The sequence below is a fragment of the Pedobacter nutrimenti genome (assembly GCF_003208655.1).
Taxonomy (GTDB): Bacteria; Bacteroidota; Bacteroidia; order Sphingobacteriales; family Sphingobacteriaceae; genus Pedobacter; species Pedobacter nutrimenti.
Genome location: NZ_QKLU01000002.1, coordinates 477280 through 498241, shown reverse-complemented (window position 1 = coordinate 498241; position 20962 = coordinate 477280). Strand labels below are relative to the sequence as shown.

Here is a 20962-nt window from a genome sequence, read left to right as displayed (position 1 = left end):
ATATTATTTACGCTTCGCTTGTACCTTCTTCAGATTCAGCGCTTACTTTTTTTCTTCTCTCACCTGGTGCAGCAGTTTCAGGAGCATCAGCAGCAGCTTTAGCAGCTACAGCTTCTTTTTCTGCTTCATCATCTTTCTCACGTTTGCGCTCATCTAAACCTTCTTCGATTGCTTTGATGATGACATCAGTAATTAAAGAGATAGATTTAGTTGCATCGTCATTCGCCGGAATAGGGAAATCAATGTTTGAAGGATCAGAGTTGGTATCAACCATTGCAAAAGTTGGAATGTTCAATTTCAACGCTTCACTTACAGCGATATGTTCTTTTTTAACATCAATTAAAAAGATAGCAGCCGGCAAACGGTTTAAATCCGCAATACCACCTAGTAAGCTTTCCAATTTGATACGCTCACGCTGAATCATTAAACGCTCTTTCTTAGAAAGGATCGAATAGGTACCGTCTTTAGTCATTTTATCGATGTTAGACATCTTTTTGATGGACTTGCGTACGGTAGCAAAGTTGGTTAACATACCACCTAACCAACGTTCAGTTACGAAAGGCATGTTTACTTTTTTTGCTTGCTCAGCAACGATTTCTTTAGCTTGTTTCTTAGTCGCTACAAATAAGATCTTACGACCTGATTTCACGATTTGTTTAATCGCAGAAGCAGCTTCTTCGGTTTTAGTTAAAGTTTTATTTAAATCTATAATGTGGATACCATTGCGCTCCATGAAAATGTAGGGCGCCATTTTTGGGTTCCATTTACGGGTAAGGTGACCAAAGTGTACACCTGCATCCAATAAGTCTTGATATGTTGTTCTTGCCATTGTGTTGTCTCCTTAAGATTAACGTTTACTGAATTGGAATTTCTTACGTGCTTTCTTGCGTCCTGGTTTCTTACGCTCAACCATACGCATATCACGGGTCATTAACCCTTTAGCGCGCAATGCTGGTTTTTTCTCAGCATCTAATTCAACAATAGCTTTAGCAATAGCTAAACGAACAGCTTCTGCCTGACCTTTGATACCACCACCAGCAACATTTACAGTAACATCATACTGTCCAACAACTTCAGCAACTTCTAAAGATTGGTTAACAATGTATTGTAAAGGTAGTGTTGGGAAATATACTTTATGGTCTTTACCGTTTACGGTAATGGAGCCGTTGCCTTCTTTTAAATAGATACGTGCAACAGCAGTTTTTCTTCTTCCTGAAGTATTAGTAACTGACATTTCTTTCTTCCTTTAATTAAAGTGTAATGGTTTTTGGTGATTGTGCTGCGTGCGGATGCTCAGGCCCTGCATAAACAAAAAGGTTGGTGTATAATTTTGCACCAAGTTTTGTTTTAGGTAACATACCACGAACGGCTTTCTCGATAACACGTGTTGGGTGTTTCGCCATTAACTCTTTTGGAGAGATGAAACGCTGACCACCTGGATAACCAGTGTAAGAAATGTATTCTTTCTCGCTGAATTTATTTCCGGTCAATTTTACCTTGTCTGCATTAATAACGATCACGTTATCACCGCAGTCTACGTGTGGGGTATACTCAGGCTTGTTTTTTCCACGGATGATCATTGCGATCTTCGATGACAAGCGCCCCAAAATCTCGCCTTGTGCATCAACAACAACCCACTGTTTGTTAACAGTTTTAGCATTGGCAGAGACAGTTTTGTAACTTAACGTATTCACTTGCTTGTATTTAATTTGTTAATAAATTATTTATTGCCCCTAAAATTTAGGGACTGCAAAGATAGATAGAAATCTTTTAATAATCAAATGCTTAAATAAAAAGAATATAATATTCTGTAAAAATCACTTTCCGGATGCCCCTCTAAAAGCAAGCCTGATCGTCAGCAGCAACTGAAAAAAAATCAATAATCCAAATGCCACACTAAAAATTAACAGCAGCCATAGCGCCCTGGTGGCAAAAGATGTTTCTATTGCAGAACGGGCCAGGTACCACGAACTGTAAAACAAAAAAAGCACAAACAACATCGAAGCCGGTGCACTGAGGTATTGGATCAAATTCCATTTATGCCTTCCTTTTTCCAGACCGTAAAGTGCCGCTCCATTAAAAATCAGCACAGCCAGGTTACCTGAAATGGCGTATATCCCCCCACCAGACAAATAACATAAAAAATAAAGTGTACCAGCCATTAAATTGAAAGCACTGAGGAATTTTAACATCTTTTTAAAAGGCTCTTTTTTTTAAATATAAAAACTAAAAATGCCAATACTTGTTTACCTTAAGCAAGAAATTTTAGAATTTAAGATCATGACAAAAGAAACCAAAATCATCGCCGGCCTGTTAGCAGGAGCTGCTTTAGGCGCGGCTATAGCTTTAATATTATCAACAGATAAAGGAGAGGACCTGAAAGAAAGTGTAACCGACTGGTTTGCAGACCTTATCGATTCTTCAAAAGACAAACTGGCCCATGTAGCCGACTCTGTTAAGGATTCCATTTCCAAAGTACACGCTTAGTCAGCCGATGAAAATTGCTTTTCATGGTGCAGCCAGGGTAGTAACCGGCAGCAAACACCTCATTACCCTAAACAACAACGTGCAAATATTACTGGACTGTGGATTGTTCCAGGGTATGGGTGAAGTAACAGACAAACTCAATGGCTACTTTGGCTTTGACCCGGCGACTGTGACCTGCATGGTTTTGTCCCACGCGCATATAGACCATTGTGGTCTATTGCCCCGGCTGGTTGCCGAAGGCTTTCAGGGCAATGTCTACTGCACGCCTGCAACAATGGACCTCACCCGGATCCTTTTATTGGATTCAGCAAAGATCCAGGAGCAGGATGCAGCCTATCTGAATAAAAAAAGGGGTCCCGGACAGGAAACCGAGGAGCCCTTGTATACAGAAGAGGATGTGATAAAAGCCATGGCCCTTTTTAAGGTCGTGGACTACAATACGGATTTTGAAATCAGTCCGGAAATCTCTTTAAACCTTAGTGATGCGGGACATATTCTTGGAAGTGCAGCTGTCCACCTGACCATTAAAGAAAATGAAACAGAAACCAGACTGACATTCAGTGGCGATGTAGGCCGCTACGGAGATTTATTGTTAAAAAGCCCGCAGCGTTTTGCACAGGCGGATTATATTGTCATGGAGTCAACTTATGGAGATTCCCTCCATAAAGACCTTGACCCTATAGAGGACATGCTCTATGAAATCATCAACCAGACCTGCAACATCAAAAAGGGCAAGGTCATTATCCCCGCCTTTAGTGTTGGACGTACGCAGGAACTTTTATATGCCTTAAACGGACTCGAACTCAAACATAAATTACCGGATGTCGCGTACTATGTGGACAGTCCACTTTCGGAAAAAGCCACCCAGGTTTTAAAAAACCATCCGGAAGTATACAATAATGGGGTCAAGGAAGTCATGAAGACCGATCACGATGTTTTCAGCTTTAAAGGCCTTAAATTTATTGAAAGTGTCGAAGAGTCAAAAGCACTCAACAATGACCCAAGACCTTGCGTAATCATTTCCGCTTCAGGAATGGCAGAAGGCGGAAGGGTACGGCACCACATCCGCAACAACATCAGCAGCCAGAAAAACACCATTTTAATGGTGGGTTATTGCGAACCCAATTCCCTGGGCGGAAAATTGCTTGCCGGAAACAAAACGGTATATATGTTCAGGGAAGCTTACGATGTGGTCGCCGAGGTAAAATCTATCCGTTCTATGAGCGCACATGGTGATTATGAAGACTTGCTTCATTTCTTATCCTGTCAACAACCCCAGCAGGTCAAAAAACTGTTCCTGGTTCACGGGGAATATAAAGTACAACAGCATTTCGCCGAAAGGTTGGTCAGTCACGGCTTTAGGCAGGTGGAGATTCCGGAACTGCACCAGGAATTTAGCCTGTAATTTTCCATCTTCCAAAGATCATAATTACCTTTGGAAGATGGATGTTTTCGGAGAAGCTTTAAAGGATCAGTTTATAAAGGGTTCAGCAGAAATTCTGTGGTTGCACAATTCTTATGGTGAGCCAGAGGAAATGCCTTTGGATATTTTTTTCAGAAATAAAAAAGATATGCCGGAGATGGAACTCAAAGCCCTTGATCTTTGTAAAGGACATACGCTAGACCTGGGAGCCGGAGCCGGCAGTCATGCTTTATTGTTACAGCAAATGAAAAAGGAAGTGACTGCCCTGGACATCTCTCCCGGAGCGGTCTCCATTATGAAACAAAGGGGTGTAAAAAACATCCTGGAAAAGGATATTTTGGCCCTGGAAAACATTCAGTACGACACCCTTCTTTTCTTAATGAACGGCATTGGGGTGACTGGAACGATTTCTGGTTTAAAGAACTTTTTGGTAAAAGCAGCATCCTTTATAAAAAAAGACGGGCAACTCATTTTTGACAGTTCAGATATTGCTTATTTATATCAGCACACCACATTTCCGGACAACAAATATTACGGGGAAGTTGCCTATCAATACCAGTACTGTCATAAAAAAGGAAATTGGTTCAATTGGTTATACATCGATCAGCAAAGTCTTGCCTTAGTATCCAAAGAATGTGGATGGAACAGCCAGCTCCTTCTGGAAGATGAATATGGACAGTACCTTGTCCGCCTGACCAGGAGCTAAAACCCTGGCCTGCTTTTAAATTAAAAACAGGCCAGTGATCGAATTACGCTCTTTCTTCCCAAATGGAAGCAATATTGATAATGGTCTGCACCGCTTTTTCCATATCTTGTACAGAAACCCATTCCTGTTTACCATGAAATGCGTGTTCTCCGGCAAATATATTTGGACAAGGCAAGCCCATCAAAGATAGACGTGACCCATCGGTTCCACCCCTGATGCTTTGTTTTTTTGCGGTAACACCAGCCCTCTCGATGGCTTGGGTCCCAATTTCGATGACCTCAGGATATTGATCCAGGACACTTTTCATATTGCGGTATTGCGTTGTGATGTTTAGCTCATAACCGGAACCTGGATAAGCCTTAAGAATTTCTTCAACAACTCGGCGAAGTTTTTCTCCATGTGCCGCAAGTAAAACATCATCGAAATCACGAAGGATAAACCTCGCTTCGGCTTGTTCCACATTTCCGTGTATGCTTACCGGGTGAATAAACCCTTCTTTACCACTGGTTGCTTCCGGAGTTAAATGATCCTTTGGCAAAGCATCAATAATTGCACTTAAAATTTTAACTGCACTTTCCATTTTGCCTTTTGCAAAACCAGGATGGGCACTCAGCCCATGAATGGTCAACACCGCCCCATCAGCAGAAAAAGTTTCATCTTCAATCGAACCTAAAGTTTCTCCGTCAATGGTATAGGCAAAATCTGCACCCAATTTTTTCAGATCAGCTTTATCGACTCCTCTACCAATTTCTTCATCTGGTGTAAATAGAATTTTTATATCCCCATGTTTGATTTCCGGATGTGCGGAAAGAAATGCTACCGCTTCCATAATTTCTGCTACTCCGGCTTTATTGTCTGCCCCAAGTAAGGTGGTACCGCTGGCTGTAATAATGTCATTGCCGATTTGATTTTTAAGGTCTTTATGCTCGCTTAACCTGAGCACAACGGATGGATCATCCGGCAAGATCAAATCCTGTCCCTGATAATTCCGATGGACAATTGGTTTTACATTCAGTCCGCTGCAATCCGGAGAAGTATCCATATGCGAACAAAAGCAAATCACGGGAACTTTTTTATCTGTATTGGAAGGAATCGTTGCATACACATAACCATATTCATCCAAATGCGCATCCTGGATTCCTATCTCCAATAATTCAGCAACAAGAACCCGTCCGAGGTTCTTCTGCTTTTCAGTGGAAGGAATGCTTAATGAGGCCGGATCTGACTGTGTATCAATTTGTACGTACTTCTTAAAACGTTCTGCAAGTGATTCTGTTTTATTTTGATATTTTAGCATAATTTTAAAAAATTAAAGACCTGATTAAATTCGTTAACGCCTTTACTCCTTTAAGAATACATTCTCCCGCGGCAAATAGGACTGCGGTAAATTAAGCTAAAAGAAGGGGCTTTTCAGCAAATTAAACAGGCCCTAAAGGTAAAGAAAGATTACATTAACTTAATAGCTATCCTTTGAAAACAATATTTACAATTCTATTGATCTCGCTGTCCATCCCTGTTATTGCGCAATCAAATTTCTATACCTTTAGTGTGGGCGCTGGTGCCGGACTTACACAGTCTTTTGCAGATGTCAGAAAACACGATATCGGACCCGCAGGTTACATCACCGCCGACTATATGTTCAGTCCCTTTTTAAGTCTTGGACTTGAACTCCAGGCTGGGCAGATTAACGGCGGTGACAAAAAAACAGATCCCTACCACCGCCAGTTCATCAACAACTACAAATCCATTACCGGCAATGGAAAAGTTTACCTGGGGGCCTTTACAGATTACCAGCGAAAACCCTTTCTAAATGCCATAAAGGGTTTATATGCCGGAGCAGGCCTGGGCGTGATCCTCAATCAGGTTGATGCCGTACGTACAGATCCCGTAACAGGCGCACGTTATCCCGGACCCAATGAATCCAAAGACCTTTGCATACCACTTAATTTGGGTATTAATTTTTATTTTCCAGACTTCGAAGGAAACTACAGGTACATCCTTAACTTTAACTATCAGGGAAACATCACATTGGGCGAAGGTCTTGATGGCTATGACGATTCCGCCATTCGTTTAAAGACGGGCAACCCGGATGTATATACCTATTTTAGCGTTGGATTTAAATACAATTTCGGCTCCCTTGGACTCACTTCTAAAAATTTTAAAAGGAACTAAATTGAGACCTTTACTTTTATATATCTTTTTATTTTTATTCAGTGTTATGGAATCTTTTGCACAGCAAACGCCGTTTGAAATTTCTGGTGGCCAGCAAACAGCAACCTATCCGGAAGTGATCCGTTATTACCACGACCTTGCTGCTCATTACCCTCAGGCAAAACTGATCACTTACGGAAAAACAGACTTTGGAGAACCTCTTCATTTGCTTGTGTTGTCGAAAGACAAGGAATTTAATCCCCAAACCCTTAGACAGCAGCATAAAAGAATTTTCCTCATTAATAATGGTATTCACCCCGGCGAACCAGAGGGCATAGACGCCTGCATGATGCTTTCAAGAGACCTGCTTAAAGAAAACAGGCTTCCAAAAGACGTCGTAATTTGCATTATTCCCCTCTATAACATCGACGGCAGCTACAACCGAACCAGTACATCAAGGGCAAACCAAAACGGCCCCTTATTTTATGGTTTCCGTGGCAACAGCAGAAATTACGATCTGAACCGGGATTTTATAAAAACAGACTCCAAAAACTCCGAGAGCTTCCAATATTTATTTAACAGCTGGCAACCTGAAATTTTCGTAGACACCCACACCAGTAACGGGGCCGATTATCAGTATACCATGACCTTGATCCCTACCCAGAAAGACAAGCTTCAGCCCATATTGTCTGCTTACCTCTGCAACACTATGCTTCCGGACCTTTACACCCAAATGAAGAAAAAAGGTTTTGAGCTGATTCCATACGTCAATTCTGTGGAGGAAACACCAGAGTCCGGAATAGAAGGTTTTCTGGAAACACCGCGCTTTTCCACCGGGTACACCACCCTGCACAATACCATTGGCTTTATGCCCGAAACGCATATGCTAAAACCTTACGACAAAAGGGTAGAATCGACCTATAAATTATTGGAAACTTATATTGAGCTGATTGTCAGGGATGCAAAAATTATTGGTGAAAACAAAGCAAAAGCAGACCTTGCTGTTGCCCGGCAAAAAGAATTTACCTTATCCTGGAAACTGGACAAAAGCACTTATGACCAGCTCCCCTTTAAAGGTTTTGAGGCAAAATACAAACCCAGTGAGGTCAGTGGCCTAAACCGCCTGTATTATGACCGCAATGCTCCCTATACAAGAAACATCAAACAATGGAACAATTTTGTTCCAGAAGTGACCGTTAGTAAACCCCTTGCCTATGTGATTCCCAAGGCCTGGACAAGGGTTATCGAGCTGTTAAAACTCAATCAGGTGCATTTGCAACAATTACAAAAAGACACAGAACTGGACCTGAATGTTTATTACATAAAGGACTACAAAACTGCCAGTAAACCTTTTGAAGGACATTACCTGCACAGTCAGGTCCAGGTGACAGACCAGCAACAAAAAATAAAATTCTATGCCGGTGATTATGTGGTATACGTAAACCAGGCCCAAAACCGTTATATCGTGGAAACATTGGAGCCTCAGGCCACAGACTCCTTTTTTAACTGGAATTTTTTCGATGCTGTTTTGGGTCAGAAAGAACATTATTCGGCTTATGTTTTTGAAGATACCGCGGCAGAATTGCTAAAGCACAACCCGGAACTTAAAAACAAGCTGGAACAACAGAAAGCGAGTCAAAAGGATTTTGCAGAGAATCCTGCGGCCCAGCTTGAATTTATCTATAAAAATTCAGATTATTACGAAAAAACCCATTTGCGTTACCCAATTGCAAGGTTAGAGCAAAATGTAAACCTTAGTTTAAAATAACATGATCGAATACTTAAATCAAACGCCGGTAGCTTCTATTATATTTGTTTTTACCCTGGTAACCAGCATCTATGCTTTTAACGATCATGTTCTGTTTGGAAAATTCATGCTGCATCCCTATAGTGTTTACCGGAGAAACAAGGTTTACACTTTGGTGACCAGCGGACTGATCCACTCCAACTGGATGCACCTGTTTTTTAATATGTTTACCTTTTATGCTTTTGCATTTAAGCTCGAAGCCACCATTGGCCACTGGCAATTCGGGTTGCTTTACTTTTTGGGCCTGGTCCTGAGCGATATTCCCTCTGTTGTTAAACACAAGGATGATTTCTGGTACAATAGCCTGGGGGCATCGGGGGCAATCAGTGCCGTTTTATTTAGCTTTATTCTGTTCAGTCCCTTAAGCACCATTGGTATTTTCCCAATACCTTTTGGCATTCCGGCAGTTTTATTTGGAGTACTTTACCTGGTTTACTGCTGGTATATGTCCAGAAATTCCCGTGACAATATTAATCATGATGCACATTTATTTGGGGCTATAACCGGAATTATTGTCACCATTATTCTTGAACCCCGTATTATCCCTCACTTTATTTCAGCATTGTCGGGGCAGGGGGGGCTTAACTAAGCTCAGGCAAAAAAGCAGGCTCAAAGAAACTCATGGGGTTCAGCGGATCTTTGATGATCTCAAATAAGGTAAAACCCCAGGGCTTCCAGAAATTCTCCAGCACCTGTGCGTAAGTTTTATGCTGCCAAACATCAAAAAGAGGTTTGTTCAATGTTCCTTTAAGAGGCATCGCATCAATATATACCGTTCCTTCTACAGGCATCACTGCATATTCAGGCAAGCGGTTAAACAGATAGGCAGAATAGAAAAACCGGGCGCAAAGCTCCTCATATTGCTGCTCGCTAAGCGCTTTCCCTTTTATGGAAGCCAGAAGCTCCTCATGAAAACGTTTATTGGTTCCATTGTCCTGTAAACAGGCAACAATACCAAAATCCTTTAATTTCAAAGAAAAAGTAAGCGTATTGATTTCATCCCGGAAACTAAAATAGTGATCTGCTTTTTCCAGGGGCACCACCACAATGGACCATGGACTAAAATCTTCAAATACAAGATCCCTGTAAATTCCCTGGATCATGGTATTCAGGTTACCAAATTTATGCATAAGGCCCTGCGACATGTTTAATCCGTCGCCGCTCAACTGCTGCAGGCGAATTGCGGCATTCATTTCGATATAAATCAGGCTGTACATAAATTTACCGATCCACTGGAACAGCTCCTTTTCCTCCAGGGCAGCAACCCCCTGATAACCCAAAGCAAAAGCATTTGCTATTTTTTCCTCCAGAGGGCCCACAAAATTTTCAAGTATTTCCTGGCTGCAGGGGACTTTGAGCGTATTGTAAGCCCTTACACTTTCATCCAGTAGTTTAATCTGTTCCTCACCGGTATAATTGGCCACTTCCAGTAACCATGCCGGCAATACATTTGTTTCCACTACCGGAGTCGAAAAAGTATCTCCGCTTAAAAAGCAGTTCTTATACTTAAAATCAAAATTTTTAAAGGGTTGGTATACTGCGCTGTCCATAAGAGGCCACAATATTAACTATATTATTTTTACATCTTCCAAAGGGTCGCCATTTTATCCCGGAATCACTTTGTTTTTGATGTTCCTATGACCAAAACAAACATCATGGTTTAGCGATGGTTTAAAATTGGGAATATCAGCTACGGATGGTTAACTTTGGTGCTACAAACTATCCTAAACAACCATGCAGGCTTCTTATATCTCCTATAACCTTGAATTAAAACACCCTTTTGCAATCGCTAAATTTTCAAGAACAAGTACACCACTCCTTCTGTTAAGATTAAGCACAGAAGGTCTGTCTGGTTATGGGGAAGCTTCTATGGTTCCATACATGGGAGAAAGTTATGAAACTGCCGTACATTTTTTAAAGCTCATTGACTGGAGCCGCTTTAAACAACCTTTTGATTTTCCCGAAATCATTAAATACCTGGACCAGCTCGCACCTGGTCATCCGGCCATCAAAGCGGCTATTGATATTGCACTCAACGATCTTCAGGGCAAATTTTTAAATAAACCCTGTTATGAAATTTATGGTGCCGACCCTTCTAAAATGCCACTTACGTCTTACACTATTGGCATAGATACCCCGGCAGTCATCCGGGAAAAGGTTGCAGATGCAAAAGATTTTGGCGTTCTGAAAATCAAACTGGGCCGCGACAACGACAAAGAGCTCATCCAGACCATACGCAGCATGACAGACCTCCCATTATATGTTGATGCAAATCAGGGTTGGACGGACCGTAAAAAAGCAATAGAAACCATTTACTGGCTGCATGATCAGGGCGTTGTGTTAATTGAGCAACCCATGGACAAAACCGACAAAGAAGGGAATGCCTGGCTAACCGGACGAAGCCCTATTCCGATTCTTGCAGATGAAGCCGTGCAGCGTTTAAGCGATATAGATCAGATCAAAGGGGCTTATCATGGTATAAATATTAAACTCATGAAAAGTGCAGGCTTGTTTGAAGCGCACCAGATGATCCTGAAAGCAAGAAGCCTGGGCATGAAAATACTGATTGGCTGTATGAGTGAAACATCCTGTGCGACCCTGGCGGCAACAGCCATTGCTCCTCTTTGCGACTGGGCCGATCTGGATGGCCCTTGGCTGACCAAAAATAATCCCTTCAGGGCACCGGAGCTGAAAGATGGCAAATATGTTTTAAAAAATCTTCCAGGCCTTGGCCTGGAAGGAGTTAAGGCTGATTTGTTCTGTTCTTGATTTCCTGACGAAATTCTTTGGTCAGTTTAATCTTCAGGTAGAAGAAAAATATAGTGGTTGCAATAAACAAAGCGCCTACTGCATAATTATGGTTTTGAAATGCCCATTTAATGCCCAGAACGGACACGATGATACCAACGGTATAAAAGACATTTAAAGCAATCCTTCTTTTCATATTAATAGACCGGCATATTTGGATCAAAAGCTTCCTGCCAGGCTAAAATGCCACCTTTTAAATTGTAAAGATTGGTAAAACCATGTAATTGCTCCAACTGCATCACCGCAGCAGCACTTCTTTTACCACTTCTGCATTGGATAATTACTGGTTTATCCGTTGCGATCTTATCGACTTCAATCAATAAGCCGCCCAAAGGAATATTCTCACCATCCAGATTTGAAGTTTCATATTCAAAGGTCTCTCTCACATCAATCAATTGAAAATCCTCTTTGTTGTCTATTTTTTGTTTCAGTTCTTGTACAGTAACTTCTTTCATTACAATCTATCTTTTAATTGATCAAAGATAAGGATTTTAAATAAAAGCATCCAATGAGGTAAAATTGTGTCCCTAAGCAATTTATTTTCGGTTAAAATCTGTAACAAGTCCCTTTCCCGGGCGTTTAATAATAAGTTATATTAATTTTGATTTCAGGCCATGAATTCCATATCCCGTTTCTTTTGGTTTTGTTCCGGCGTTCATATAGATACCCTTCAGAAACACCCCACAGAACACAATAAATACATAGGTATAGGTGCCACAATCTTTTTTACCGGCCTGTTCGCGGCCCTGTCAGGTGGTTATGCCATGTACTTTGTTTTTAAGGGCGATACTGCCGCGGTTCTTTTTGCCTTGTTCTTTGGTCTGCTCTGGGGCCTTGCCATTTTTAATATGGACCGATATATTGTTTCCAGCATCGATAAAAATGCCTCTTCCGGTAAACAAATTATGCAGGCCACCCCAAGGATCCTGCTTGCTATTATGATTGGCCTGGTCATTTCCCGTCCGCTGGAGCTTAAAATTTTTGATAAAGAAATCAAAGAGCGTTTAAAGATCAGTTATCTGAACAATCAACGCTCTAAAATTGACACCTTAAACAGCTCATTTGGAAAAAAATACACCATTGAAATCGGAAAATTAAAAGATGCGAAAGCCCAGCGGGATTCCCTTGAAAATGGCATAAAAGCAGACCGTCAGAAATTGAATTTTGAGATATTTGGCAATAAAACAACTGAAACATCTGGTCTGATGGGCTATGGGCCATACGCCAAAAGAAAAGAAGCAGAGTTAAAGCAAAGAGAACAAAGTCTGGATACATTAACGGCAGATGTGCGGCGACTGGAACGTTTTATCGATGAAAGGAAGCAATTTGATGGTCTGATGACCGAACGTCTTTATACCGGAAAACAACTGGACAGCCTGAGCAACATTGCCGGCTTTGCGGACCGGAACTGGGCCTTGGGCCAGTTAAGCTTCAACCCAAATGGAACGCGCGACCTCAATACCAGTCTGGCTGTTACTTTTATTGGTTTATTATTTATTTTTTTTGAATGTTTGCCTGTATTTGTTAAAATGATGAGCAGCCGGGGACCTTACGATCTTTCCGTGGCAAACCTGGAAGAAACACAGGTCCATACGTCGGAAAAAGACCGTGATTTTGAAATTGAAGTCACAGATGCTGTTCATCAGACCCGGGTAGACACCGAGACCAGCAAACGTAAACAACTGGCCATAGAAAAGGCCAGGCAGGGGCTCAGAGAAAAAGATCCGGACAAAGAAGACTAACCATTTATAAAAAAATAAACACTTAACCTACAAAAATGATGAAACGACTACTTTATGCCCTCATCCTTGTTCTGTTCTCAGGGCAGCTTTATGCCCAGGACATCAACAAGATCATTACAAAAGATTATGTTGACGGGCTCATTAAAACCCTGAGCAGTGATGAGATGCAGGGCAGAGCAACTTTTAGCCCGGGCATTGACCGTGCCGCAACATTTATCGAAGCCCAGTTCAAAAAAATCGGCCTCAAGCCCCTGGATGGCTTAAGCTCTTATCGTCAGTCCTTTTTTAAATACCAGGTCAAACCAGTTTCCGCCGAGGTGACCATTGACGGAAAAAAAATTGATCCTGAAAATGTATTTGCCACAGGCAACACCGCTGCCGAGCTACAGTTTGACAACAGCAAGGGAGAGAACTGGATAAAACTTGATCCGGCAAAACCCTTTATAGAACAGTACCGCTCTCTGATGCGTCAAAAAAAACAACAACTTGTACTGGTTGACGTAAAATTTGTAGATGCCTTTAAGCGCATAAAAGGTTATACAAAAGGTGGCAGTGTATTGGATGAAAAAGACCTTCAGCAGGAAAAACCAGCTGTAATGGTTTTTGTTCTGGATCAGGATACCGTAAGCAACGGCTTTAGTGTGAAATTAAAAAACAGCATAGACAAACTTCCCTTATTTAACGTCGCTGGCATGATTCCCGGTAAATCCAAAGCAAAAGAACTTGTTATTTTCTCCGGACATTACGATCATTTAGGAATTCTGCCGGCTGTAGAGAAGGACAGCATTGCCAATGGCGCAGACGATGATGCTTCAGGCACGACTGCAATGATTGCCCTGGCAAAGTATTATAAAAAACTGAACAACAATGAGCGGACCCTGATTTTTGTGGCCTTCACTGCTGAAGAAATCGGCGGCTTTGGGGCCCGTTATTTTTCTGAAAAACTGAACCCTGATGATGTTGTTGCCATGTTTAATATTGAAATGATTGGTAAAGAAAGCAAATTTGGCAAAAACACGGCTTTCATTACAGGTTACGATAAATCAGACTTTGGAAAGATTTTACAAAAGAACTTGCAAGGTTCTCCCTTCACATTCCATCCGGACCCTTATCCAAAGCAAAATCTTTTTTACAGAAGTGACAATGCCACCCTGGCCGCGCTGGGGGTACCTGCACATACCATCAGCACAGATCAGATTGACACCGATAAGCTTTATCATACCGTAAAGGACGAATACTCCAGCCTGGATACAGATAACATCCTGTTGACCATCAAAGCGATTGCCCAAAGCGCCATTAGCATTGTAAAAGGAGAAGATACGCCAACCCGCATTCCAAAACTGAAACCATAAGCCCCCCCGATTATATGAATTTATTAAAACTATGCAGCCTTTGCCTGCTTGGCTGCACTGCGCTGACTGCAGGCGCACAACAGGAAACTTTACTACTCAGAAGTCCTTCGGTCAGTGCAAATCACCTTGCCTTTGTGTACGGTGGCGATATCTGGATCTCTGGTAAAGACGGAAGCAATCCCAGAAGGTTAACGGTTAATCCGGCAGTAGAACAAAACCCAATGTTCTCCCCGGATGGAAAAACAATTGCCTTTACCGGAAATTATGACGGCAATACAGATGTTTATACCATTCCAACCGAAGGCGGTGATCCAAAAAGATTAACTTACCATCCCTCTGCTGATATCTTAAGGGGCTGGCTGGACAACAACCAGTTGTACTTTACCTCTACACGCGATTATAATTACGCACTCAGCCCCCGGCTGCACAGCGTCAATTTAAAAAACGGTCAGGAAAGCCCGCTTCCTATGCCAGAGGCCACACAAGGTTCACCCTCTGCAGATGGCAGGTATTGGGCCTATATCAAAAACAGTGACCCGAGTGAACGTTCCAATGTAGCCTTTAAGCGTTACAGAGGTGGGGGTATGCCACAGATCTGGATTTTTGATACCAAGACCAATAACATTGAGATTATACCGGGCAAGGGAGCAAACAATGTTAAACCTCAATGGTTAGGGAACAAGGTTTATTTCCTGTCAGATAAAGACCTGACGATGAACTTGTTTAGCTATGATGTAAAATCTAAAAAAACAGAGCAGCTTACTCACTACAAAGACTACGATATTAAATCCCTGACCTCAGGTCCTTCCGTACTTGCTTTTGAGCAGGCTGGAAAAATTCATCTTTTTGACACCGATAAGCAGCAGGTTAGGGACATCAAAATCCAGATTCAGGCCGATGCCCCTTACAAACGCAAACATTATATAGACCTCACCAGTGACATCAGGGAATACGAGCTTTCTCCAAAAGGTGTCCGTAGTCTTTTCCAAAGCAGGGGAGAGATTTTCTCTGTGCCAAAAGATAAAGGCGAAGCCAGAAATATATCCAACTCTCCGGGCTCTTATGAACGTTATCCCGCCTGGTCCCCAGACGGCAAGTACATCTCTTATCTTTCAGATAAAAATGGCCGCTATGAACTTGTGTTGCAAAACCAGCAAAACAAAGGAACAACGGAATACATTTCCCTGGGAGAAGAAGACTTTTATTTTCAGCCCACCTGGTCACCGGACAGCAAGAAACTGTTTTACAGTGATGCGCACCTGAACCTGTATTATGTAGATATCCAAAGTAAAAAAGTGGTTAAGGTCAAAGCGGACTCCCTGGGCTCACAGACTGGTAGAACTTATAATCCTTTTCAGCCATCCTGGTCTTCTGACTCAAAATGGATTGCTTATATCGCCACCTTACCCAACAGCGTAAGTGCACTCTTTTTATACAATCTGGAGAACGGACAACATACACAGGTAACTGATGGAATGAGTAATGTCTATAATCCGACTTTTAGCCGCGACGGAAAATATCTGTTTTTAATGGCAAGTACCAATGTCGGTTTAACCAACAGTGGACTCCACATGTCGGCCTATCAGCGTAAAGTAAGCTACAGCGTTTATGCCCTGATCCTTTCTAAAAAAACACCTTCTCTTTATAAAACAGAAAGCGACGAAGAAAGCGTAAAGGCAGAAGAAACAGCTGCTGTGAAAAAGGAAGAACCTAAAAAAGACGCAGCCAAAGACAAGATAAAAGACCAGGCACCACCTCCAGTTAAAAAATCTATAGAAATCGACCTGGCCAACCTTAGTCAACGTATTGTTCCACTTCCTATTCCGGCAGAGGGACTCAATGCAATTGAGGGCGGTGTTGATGGTCAACTGTTGTATTTGCGCAATGGCGAACTGAATGCCTTTGACCTAAACAAAATGGAGTCAACCCTATTGGTCGGAAACGTTGGCGGCTTTGTGGTCAGTGCAGATGGAAAAAGCATGCTATATAGTTCCCGTGGTAATTATTACCTGGTAGACGCAGGCAAAAAACCAGCTCCTGAAGCTGGAAAAGTTAAACTCGATGGGATAAAAGTACTGGTTGATCCTGAAGCAGAATGGAAACAAATGTTTGGGGAAGTGTGGAAACAGGAGAAAGATTATTTCTACGTAAAAAACATGCATGGAGCCAACTGGCCGGCAGTAAAAAGTAAATATGAACGTTTTCTTCCTTTTGTAAACCACCGTTCGGACCTGTCTTACCTTTTTAACGAAATGATGGGAGAGATGGTTGTCGGTCACAATTACATCAATCCAGGAGATGAACCCACAGCTCCTTCTGTAGGTGTGGGCATGCTTGGTGCAGATTATGAACTGGTAAATGGGTTTTACAAGATCAAAAAAATCTATACCCGCCTGGAATGGAACCCAACATTTAAAGCCCCTCTGGCCGAACCAGGACTCAACATCAATGAAGGAGACTATATCGTGTCGGTTAATGGTGTTCCTTTAAATTCAGAAACTTCTATTTACAGTCTTTTTGACTTTAAAGCAGGCAAACAGGTCGCTATACAGGTCAATAGCAAACCAGAGCTTAAAGGTGCACGCGAAGTCATTGTTGTGCCTGTTACTTTTGGTGCTGAAATGGAACTCCGTAAAATGGATTGGGTAGAGCGCAACCGTAAAAAAGTAGATGAAATGAGTGAAGGAAAAATCGCCTATGTCTATATGCCAAACACGGCCGATGACGGTTATAATTATTTCAACCGCTATTATTTTGCACAAATGGATAAAAAGGCTTTATTAATGGACGAAAGGAACAATGGTGGCGGTTGGGTAGCTGATTACGTCATTGACTTACTGAGCAGGGACCTGATCAGCTATTGGGCCATTAGGGACGGTAAAAGCTTTACCACCCCGGGAAATGGCATTTTCGGACCTAAGGCCATGCTCATTAATGAAAATGCAGGTTCAGGAGGAGATATGATGCCTTATATGTTCCGTTTTAAAGGACTGGGTAAACTCGTTGGCCGTACCACCATGGGTATTCTGGTCGGCATTAGCGGCTATCCAAAACTTCTTGACGGAGGCAGCATCACCTCACCTAATTTCGGGATCTATGATACCAAAGGGAAATGGATTATCGAAAATGAAGGTGTTGCCCCGGATATTTTTGTAGAGCAAACACCAAAAGACCTGATTGAAGGCAAAGACCCTCAACTGGAAAGGACTGTCCGTTTACTACAAGAAGAAATGAAAACCTATAACTACCCTGCGGTGGCAAAACCTGCCGATCCGATTAGGGGACATTAAGCCTCCAGTTTCATTTCCATAACATAATCATTCATAAAGAAACCGTTACCGATATCAAGGTCAACGGTTTCTTTTATTTTAAAGCCCGCCCTTTCATAAAAATCCTTCGCATTGTTTTCCCGGTTCACATTCAACTCCAATGACTTTCCACCGGCCTCCCTCACTTTATTGACGACTTCATTAATCAGGAATTTCCCAACCCCTTTTCCATGGGTTTCAGGCAGTACATACAGTTTATGCAGCTTATAAGTTCCCTGCTCAGGATCTGCTAAAGAATAAGAAGCAAAACCAACATCCTTTTTATTGATTTCTGCCATTAAAAAAATATAACCATGCAAAAACTGCTCCTGCAAAACCCCATCATTGTACATTTTTTCCAGCATATAATCTACCTGCTGTTGTCCGATCAGGGGTACATAAGTGGGGCCCCAGGTAATTTGCGCGATTGCTCTGATGGCAGGGATATCCTGCTCTTTTGCTCTTCTTAAAAGGATCATAAATTTTCACTGATTAATAAATAGGGAACATTAAATGTAAATTCAACAAAGTCATCCGCAATGACTTCAAAATCCCCGCTTTCTTTTTGTTTAAGGTTACTGGTTTCAAAGTAAGCAGAGACCTCTATATGATAAATACTTCCAGCCGGTTTCCAGATCTTAAATCCGTTTTTAATGGCATAGGCCTTTTCTGTTTCTGTAAATAAAACCACATTGATCTGCGGGATGTAATAACTCAAATCTGCCAGTTTATTCTCTCTGGCAATCACGTTTACCGCAGGATATTTTTCCTGGATTAAATAATTCATTACCGTATTGAACTCATCGCCTGGACCGCGGATAATTTTTGTGTTTTCCTGCATCAGGTAAGTCCCGGGCTCATGGACAACCACATCCACCTTTAGCCCCAGACTGATCACTTTTTCATATTCCGCAGCATTGACCAGAACCGTTGGGCTCCATTCCAGCAGCTGTCCCAAATACTCTTCTTCAAAATCAGCCAGCTGGTGTATGTACAAAGCAGGCTCTTGTTTTTCCTTTACGATATGATGTGATGACATGTAGCGAATGTAAGAAAAAACCAAAATTACTTTTCAAAAATAAATTTGGCCCGGGTCATTTCTAAATAATTCCGATCTTCGTGATGATATGCTTCAACTTGAAAATATGAAGATGAGTCTGCTCCAAAAAGGAGAAGAACCTCCTTATGAGTTGCTCTTGCTTGCAGACCCTTCCATGCAAATGCTGGACAGCTACCTTAGTGCTGCGCTGGTTTACCTCTTCAGGCTGGAAAATAAAGTTATTGCTGTATATGTACTTTATCCTCTCGACAACATCACTGCAGAAATCAAAAACATCGCCGTAGCAGAAACATTTCAAAATCAGGGAGCGGGCAAGTTGCTTCTGCAGCATGCCATTGAAAGTGCCAGAAAAAAAGGATATAAAAAACTCCTGATCGGTACAGGAAATTCAAGTATGGGTCAATTGTATCTTTATCAGAAAATGGGTTTTGAACCAACAGAAATTATCCCTGATTTTTTTGTAAAAAATTACAAGGACCCCATTTATGAAAACGGGATCCAGTGTAAACATAAGATACAACTCATCAAGCTGCTTTAAATTCTTTAGCTCTTTTTATTAAAGCTTTTTTGGATGCTGTTGTAAAGGTTTTTAGCACTATAGGTTCCCGGATCAATAATCCTTCGGATCGTAAACAGCGGATAGGTTTCATCCCGTTTTGTGGACAGTATAAATGCAGCTTTAAAGCCATGCTCTTTTAATTTATGTAAAGAAGCTGCCTTAAACACCCCATAAGGATAAGCAAAATATTCTACCTTTTTTCCGGTGATCTTTTCCAGTGTCTTGGTGGGTTCATCAATTTGTATTTTCCAGTCCTGATCGGTAAACTGAGCAAAATTCTTATGGTTCCAGGTATGGCTCGCAATGACATGCCCATCATCTGAAAGTTCTTTGATCTGCGCTTTGCTCATATATCTCGGCCGGCCGATGGAAACCGTCATGATAAAGAAAACGCCTTTAAAGCCATACTTTTTTAATTCCCCTGCGCCTACTGTATACTGGTCCAGGTCCGTATCATCAAACGTAATCATAATTGGTTTAGCTGGTAGTGCTTTCCCATAATTGAGGTAGTCATACAACTGATCGGGTAGTATGGTATGGTAACCACTATCCGCCAGCATCTTCATATGCTGTTTAAAATTGGCAGGAGGAATGATATCGTCATGGGCCCTTTTGGAATCGGAAGCTTTCCAGTCCCGGATCTGATGGTAGCACAATACCGGGACTTCTTTTCTGGCAAGAATGGTCTTTGCCTCAGCAGCATTTTTATGGAGGGTATCTTGTACGGTTTCGGTTTTGGCAGATGTTTTTTGATCCGCTTCCTTTTGAGGGTTCCTGGCGCCCGACTGGCAAGCAGCAGCCAGCAGCGAAATGGAAAGCAATAAATTAGTATATGTTTTCATCTGTATATGTTCTTGTATGGGTAAAGATCTAATTGTAAAGGTGAAAAAAACCGTTCTCATTTACAAACGTACCAGTCCTCCCTGACTCAGAAACAAAATCCCATCATATAGACAAAATCAATTATAATTATAAAAGTTATATTAATTTTTATGAAAACGACGGTGAATTAATAATTAACCAGCTAGATTCCATAAAAAACCCTCCCAAAATTCCTTAACTGGTTTGGGAGGGTAATCGCCAGGACATGTATCGTTCTTTCAGAAAACGGGATTGACATTAAAAGTAATTGTATTTCCATCAACATATGCCGGATCTGAGGTCACAAATACGATCCTGTATTTGCTAAAACCATCGGCAGGATAACCTATATACACATCTTGTTGCGCCAGGCTTTGTCCGGCCGGTAGGAGAATAGAAAAACTACCACCTCCTGGTATCGCTTGCTCCAGCGAATTGTATGCCTGGATATAACCAGAAACAGTGATGTCCTGTGAATAGGTAAGGTCAGAGTAAATCTTTACCATCCGAACCACATCATTATCAGCATAGCTCAATGCAGAAACTGTAATCAAAGCTGAATACGCTTTTTGTGCGCCTTTAGTAAAGTTAAGTAAGGGAGTAATGGAATCATCAGAAGGGCGCTTGGCTTCTGTTTGGGCAAAGCCGTTTCCGCAGCAGATGGCAATGCCAAGAAATAAAAATAGTTTTTTCATAAT

23 protein-coding genes are annotated in these 20962 nt (G+C 41.7%); 11 read left to right on the top strand and 12 right to left on the bottom strand.

Translation table 11 applies throughout. The features are described from left to right. Window positions 1–7: 7 nt before the first annotated feature. From rpsB to B0O44_RS06930, 4 genes are all read right to left on the bottom strand, one after another. The gene (gene rpsB, locus B0O44_RS06945; RefSeq protein ID WP_108552452.1) at window positions 8–829 is read right to left on the bottom strand and encodes a 30S ribosomal protein S2; all 822 of its coding nucleotides are present in this window, start codon (window positions 827–829) and stop codon (window positions 8–10) included. An 18-nt stretch (window positions 830–847) separates the two neighbouring features. Beyond that, window positions 848–1234 (bottom strand): 30S ribosomal protein S9, encoded by a 387-nt coding sequence (gene rpsI / locus B0O44_RS06940; protein WP_110828551.1) that lies wholly within the window; start codon window positions 1232–1234, stop codon window positions 848–850. 16 nt (window positions 1235–1250) lie between these two features. Beyond that, window positions 1251–1694: a 50S ribosomal protein L13 gene (gene rplM, locus B0O44_RS06935; RefSeq protein ID WP_110828549.1), complete on the bottom strand. Its 444-nt coding sequence runs from the start codon at window positions 1692–1694 to the stop codon at window positions 1251–1253. A 123-nt stretch (window positions 1695–1817) separates the two neighbouring features. Further along, complete coding sequence (locus B0O44_RS06930; RefSeq protein ID WP_110828547.1) at window positions 1818–2192, bottom strand: hypothetical protein; 375 nt, start codon at window positions 2190–2192, stop codon at window positions 1818–1820. 88 nt (window positions 2193–2280) lie between these two features. Here B0O44_RS06930 and B0O44_RS06925 point away from each other — a divergent pair, with 88 nt between their 5' ends. Genes B0O44_RS06925 through B0O44_RS06915 form a run of 3 tightly spaced genes read left to right on the top strand, consistent with a single transcriptional unit; the run spans window position 2281 to window position 4616 of the window. Next, entirely contained in the window at window positions 2281–2487 is a 207-nt protein-coding gene (locus B0O44_RS06925; protein ID WP_110829181.1) for a YtxH domain-containing protein, read from the top strand. Window positions 2488–2494: 7 nt separating this feature from the next. Beyond that, entirely contained in the window at window positions 2495–3892 is a 1398-nt protein-coding gene (locus B0O44_RS06920) for an MBL fold metallo-hydrolase RNA specificity domain-containing protein (RefSeq protein ID WP_110828545.1), read from the top strand. 37 nt (window positions 3893–3929) lie between these two features. Next, window positions 3930–4616, top strand: a complete 687-nt coding sequence (locus B0O44_RS06915) for a class I SAM-dependent methyltransferase (protein WP_110828542.1) — start codon at window positions 3930–3932, stop codon at window positions 4614–4616. A 43-nt stretch (window positions 4617–4659) separates the two neighbouring features. Here the strand turns inward: B0O44_RS06915 and pepT are convergent, their stop codons facing one another. Continuing rightward, window positions 4660–5913 carry a peptidase T gene (gene pepT, locus B0O44_RS06910; protein ID WP_110828539.1) on the bottom strand — a complete coding sequence of 418 codons (1254 nt, stop codon included), beginning with the start codon at window positions 5911–5913 and terminating at the stop codon, window positions 4660–4662. Between the two features lie 173 nt (window positions 5914–6086). Here pepT and B0O44_RS06905 point away from each other — a divergent pair, with 173 nt between their 5' ends. The 3 genes from B0O44_RS06905 to B0O44_RS06895 are packed head-to-tail and all read left to right on the top strand — an operon-like array spanning window position 6087 to window position 9163. Further along, complete coding sequence (locus B0O44_RS06905; protein WP_110828537.1) at window positions 6087–6788, top strand: outer membrane beta-barrel protein; 702 nt, start codon at window positions 6087–6089, stop codon at window positions 6786–6788. Between the two features lie 46 nt (window positions 6789–6834). Further along, window positions 6835–8535 (top strand): M14 family metallopeptidase, encoded by a 1701-nt coding sequence (locus B0O44_RS06900; protein WP_110828535.1) that lies wholly within the window; start codon window positions 6835–6837, stop codon window positions 8533–8535. Window position 8536: 1 nt separating this feature from the next. After that, window positions 8537–9163 carry a rhomboid family intramembrane serine protease gene (locus B0O44_RS06895; RefSeq protein WP_110828532.1) on the top strand — a complete coding sequence of 209 codons (627 nt, stop codon included), beginning with the start codon at window positions 8537–8539 and terminating at the stop codon, window positions 9161–9163. Here B0O44_RS06895 and B0O44_RS06890 read toward each other — a convergent pair. Beyond that, complete coding sequence (locus B0O44_RS06890; RefSeq protein WP_110828530.1) at window positions 9156–10124, bottom strand: hypothetical protein; 969 nt, start codon at window positions 10122–10124, stop codon at window positions 9156–9158. The two genes, B0O44_RS06895 and B0O44_RS06890, sit on opposite strands and share 8 nt — an antisense overlap. 184 nt (window positions 10125–10308) lie before the next feature. On the opposite strand from B0O44_RS06890, the gene B0O44_RS06885 reads away from it, so the two are divergent. After that, window positions 10309–11343, top strand: coding sequence for a dipeptide epimerase (locus B0O44_RS06885; protein ID WP_110828527.1), 1035 nt, complete (start codon window positions 10309–10311; stop codon window positions 11341–11343). Here B0O44_RS06885 and B0O44_RS06880 read toward each other — a convergent pair. Then, on the bottom strand, window positions 11318–11518 hold the full coding sequence (locus tag B0O44_RS06880) for a DUF6358 family protein (protein ID WP_110828525.1): 201 nt from the start codon (window positions 11516–11518) through the stop codon (window positions 11318–11320). The two genes, B0O44_RS06885 and B0O44_RS06880, sit on opposite strands and share 26 nt — an antisense overlap. 1 nt (window position 11519) lies before the next feature. Beyond that, the gene (locus B0O44_RS06875) at window positions 11520–11837 is read right to left on the bottom strand and encodes a rhodanese-like domain-containing protein (RefSeq protein WP_110828522.1); all 318 of its coding nucleotides are present in this window, start codon (window positions 11835–11837) and stop codon (window positions 11520–11522) included. A gap of 159 nt (window positions 11838–11996) precedes the next feature. Here B0O44_RS06875 and B0O44_RS06870 point away from each other — a divergent pair, with 159 nt between their 5' ends. Genes B0O44_RS06870 through B0O44_RS06860 form a run of 3 tightly spaced genes read left to right on the top strand, consistent with a single transcriptional unit; the run spans window position 11997 to window position 17766 of the window. Then, window positions 11997–13124 (top strand): DUF4407 domain-containing protein, encoded by a 1128-nt coding sequence (locus B0O44_RS06870; RefSeq protein ID WP_110828519.1) that lies wholly within the window; start codon window positions 11997–11999, stop codon window positions 13122–13124. Between the two features lie 35 nt (window positions 13125–13159). Further along, complete coding sequence (locus tag B0O44_RS06865) at window positions 13160–14476, top strand: M20/M25/M40 family metallo-hydrolase (RefSeq protein ID WP_245943613.1); 1317 nt, start codon at window positions 13160–13162, stop codon at window positions 14474–14476. A 14-nt stretch (window positions 14477–14490) separates the two neighbouring features. Beyond that, a complete protein-coding gene (locus B0O44_RS06860; protein ID WP_110828517.1) occupies window positions 14491–17766 on the top strand; it encodes a S41 family peptidase in 3276 nt (1091 codons plus the stop codon). Here the strand turns inward: B0O44_RS06860 and B0O44_RS06855 are convergent. Both B0O44_RS06855 and B0O44_RS06850 read right to left on the bottom strand, forming a co-directional pair. After that, window positions 17763–18263 (bottom strand): GNAT family N-acetyltransferase, encoded by a 501-nt coding sequence (locus B0O44_RS06855; RefSeq protein WP_110828514.1) that lies wholly within the window; start codon window positions 18261–18263, stop codon window positions 17763–17765. The two genes, B0O44_RS06860 and B0O44_RS06855, sit on opposite strands and share 4 nt — an antisense overlap. After that, entirely contained in the window at window positions 18260–18823 is a 564-nt protein-coding gene (locus tag B0O44_RS06850) for a thiamine pyrophosphokinase (protein WP_110828512.1), read from the bottom strand. The genes B0O44_RS06855 and B0O44_RS06850 overlap by 4 nt, the downstream gene beginning before the upstream one ends. Window positions 18824–18929: 106 nt before the next feature. Between B0O44_RS06850 and B0O44_RS06845 the strand changes: the two genes are divergently transcribed. Further along, on the top strand, window positions 18930–19382 hold the full coding sequence (locus B0O44_RS06845; protein ID WP_110829177.1) for a GNAT family N-acetyltransferase: 453 nt from the start codon (window positions 18930–18932) through the stop codon (window positions 19380–19382). Between the two features lie 5 nt (window positions 19383–19387). On the opposite strand, the gene B0O44_RS06840 is transcribed toward B0O44_RS06845, so the two are convergent. Beyond that, window positions 19388–20245 (bottom strand): polysaccharide deacetylase family protein, encoded by an 858-nt coding sequence (locus tag B0O44_RS06840; RefSeq protein WP_110829175.1) that lies wholly within the window; start codon window positions 20243–20245, stop codon window positions 19388–19390. Window positions 20246–20503: 258 nt separating this feature from the next. Further along, complete coding sequence (locus B0O44_RS06835; RefSeq protein ID WP_110828509.1) at window positions 20504–20959, bottom strand: hypothetical protein; 456 nt, start codon at window positions 20957–20959, stop codon at window positions 20504–20506. Window positions 20960–20962 lie beyond the last annotated feature (3 nt).

Excerpts from the sequence above, each read along its gene's own strand:
- B0O44_RS06920 (WP_110828545.1), top strand. The coding sequence starts at position 2,495 with ATGAAAATTGCTTTTCATGGTGCAGCCAGGGTAGTAACCGGCAGCAAA.
- B0O44_RS06865 (WP_245943613.1), top strand. The coding sequence starts at position 13,160 with ATGATGAAACGACTACTTTATGCCCTCATCCTTGTTCTGTTCTCAGGG.
- B0O44_RS06860 (WP_110828517.1), top strand. The coding sequence starts at position 14,491 with ATGAATTTATTAAAACTATGCAGCCTTTGCCTGCTTGGCTGCACTGCG.
- B0O44_RS06900 (WP_110828535.1), top strand. The coding sequence starts at position 6,835 with ATGGAATCTTTTGCACAGCAAACGCCGTTTGAAATTTCTGGTGGCCAG.
- rpsI (WP_110828551.1), bottom strand. The coding sequence starts at position 1,234 with ATGTCAGTTACTAATACTTCAGGAAGAAGAAAAACTGCTGTTGCACGT.
- B0O44_RS06850 (WP_110828512.1), bottom strand. The coding sequence starts at position 18,823 with ATGTCATCACATCATATCGTAAAGGAAAAACAAGAGCCTGCTTTGTAC.
- B0O44_RS06925 (WP_110829181.1), top strand. The coding sequence starts at position 2,281 with ATGACAAAAGAAACCAAAATCATCGCCGGCCTGTTAGCAGGAGCTGCT.
- rpsB (WP_108552452.1), bottom strand. The coding sequence starts at position 829 with ATGGCAAGAACAACATATCAAGACTTATTGGATGCAGGTGTACACTTT.
- B0O44_RS06915 (WP_110828542.1), top strand. The coding sequence starts at position 3,930 with ATGGATGTTTTCGGAGAAGCTTTAAAGGATCAGTTTATAAAGGGTTCA.
- B0O44_RS06875 (WP_110828522.1), bottom strand. The coding sequence starts at position 11,837 with ATGAAAGAAGTTACTGTACAAGAACTGAAACAAAAAATAGACAACAAA.
- B0O44_RS06835 (WP_110828509.1), bottom strand. The coding sequence starts at position 20,959 with ATGAAAAAACTATTTTTATTTCTTGGCATTGCCATCTGCTGCGGAAAC.
- B0O44_RS06930 (WP_110828547.1), bottom strand. The coding sequence starts at position 2,192 with ATGTTAAAATTCCTCAGTGCTTTCAATTTAATGGCTGGTACACTTTAT.
- pepT (WP_110828539.1), bottom strand. The coding sequence starts at position 5,913 with ATGCTAAAATATCAAAATAAAACAGAATCACTTGCAGAACGTTTTAAG.
- B0O44_RS06840 (WP_110829175.1), bottom strand. The coding sequence starts at position 20,245 with ATGAAAACATATACTAATTTATTGCTTTCCATTTCGCTGCTGGCTGCT.
- B0O44_RS06870 (WP_110828519.1), top strand. The coding sequence starts at position 11,997 with ATGAATTCCATATCCCGTTTCTTTTGGTTTTGTTCCGGCGTTCATATA.
- B0O44_RS06885 (WP_110828527.1), top strand. The coding sequence starts at position 10,309 with ATGCAGGCTTCTTATATCTCCTATAACCTTGAATTAAAACACCCTTTT.
- B0O44_RS06845 (WP_110829177.1), top strand. The coding sequence starts at position 18,930 with ATGAAGATGAGTCTGCTCCAAAAAGGAGAAGAACCTCCTTATGAGTTG.
- B0O44_RS06880 (WP_110828525.1), bottom strand. The coding sequence starts at position 11,518 with ATGAAAAGAAGGATTGCTTTAAATGTCTTTTATACCGTTGGTATCATC.
- B0O44_RS06855 (WP_110828514.1), bottom strand. The coding sequence starts at position 18,263 with ATGATCCTTTTAAGAAGAGCAAAAGAGCAGGATATCCCTGCCATCAGA.
- B0O44_RS06890 (WP_110828530.1), bottom strand. The coding sequence starts at position 10,124 with ATGGACAGCGCAGTATACCAACCCTTTAAAAATTTTGATTTTAAGTAT.
- B0O44_RS06895 (WP_110828532.1), top strand. The coding sequence starts at position 8,537 with ATGATCGAATACTTAAATCAAACGCCGGTAGCTTCTATTATATTTGTT.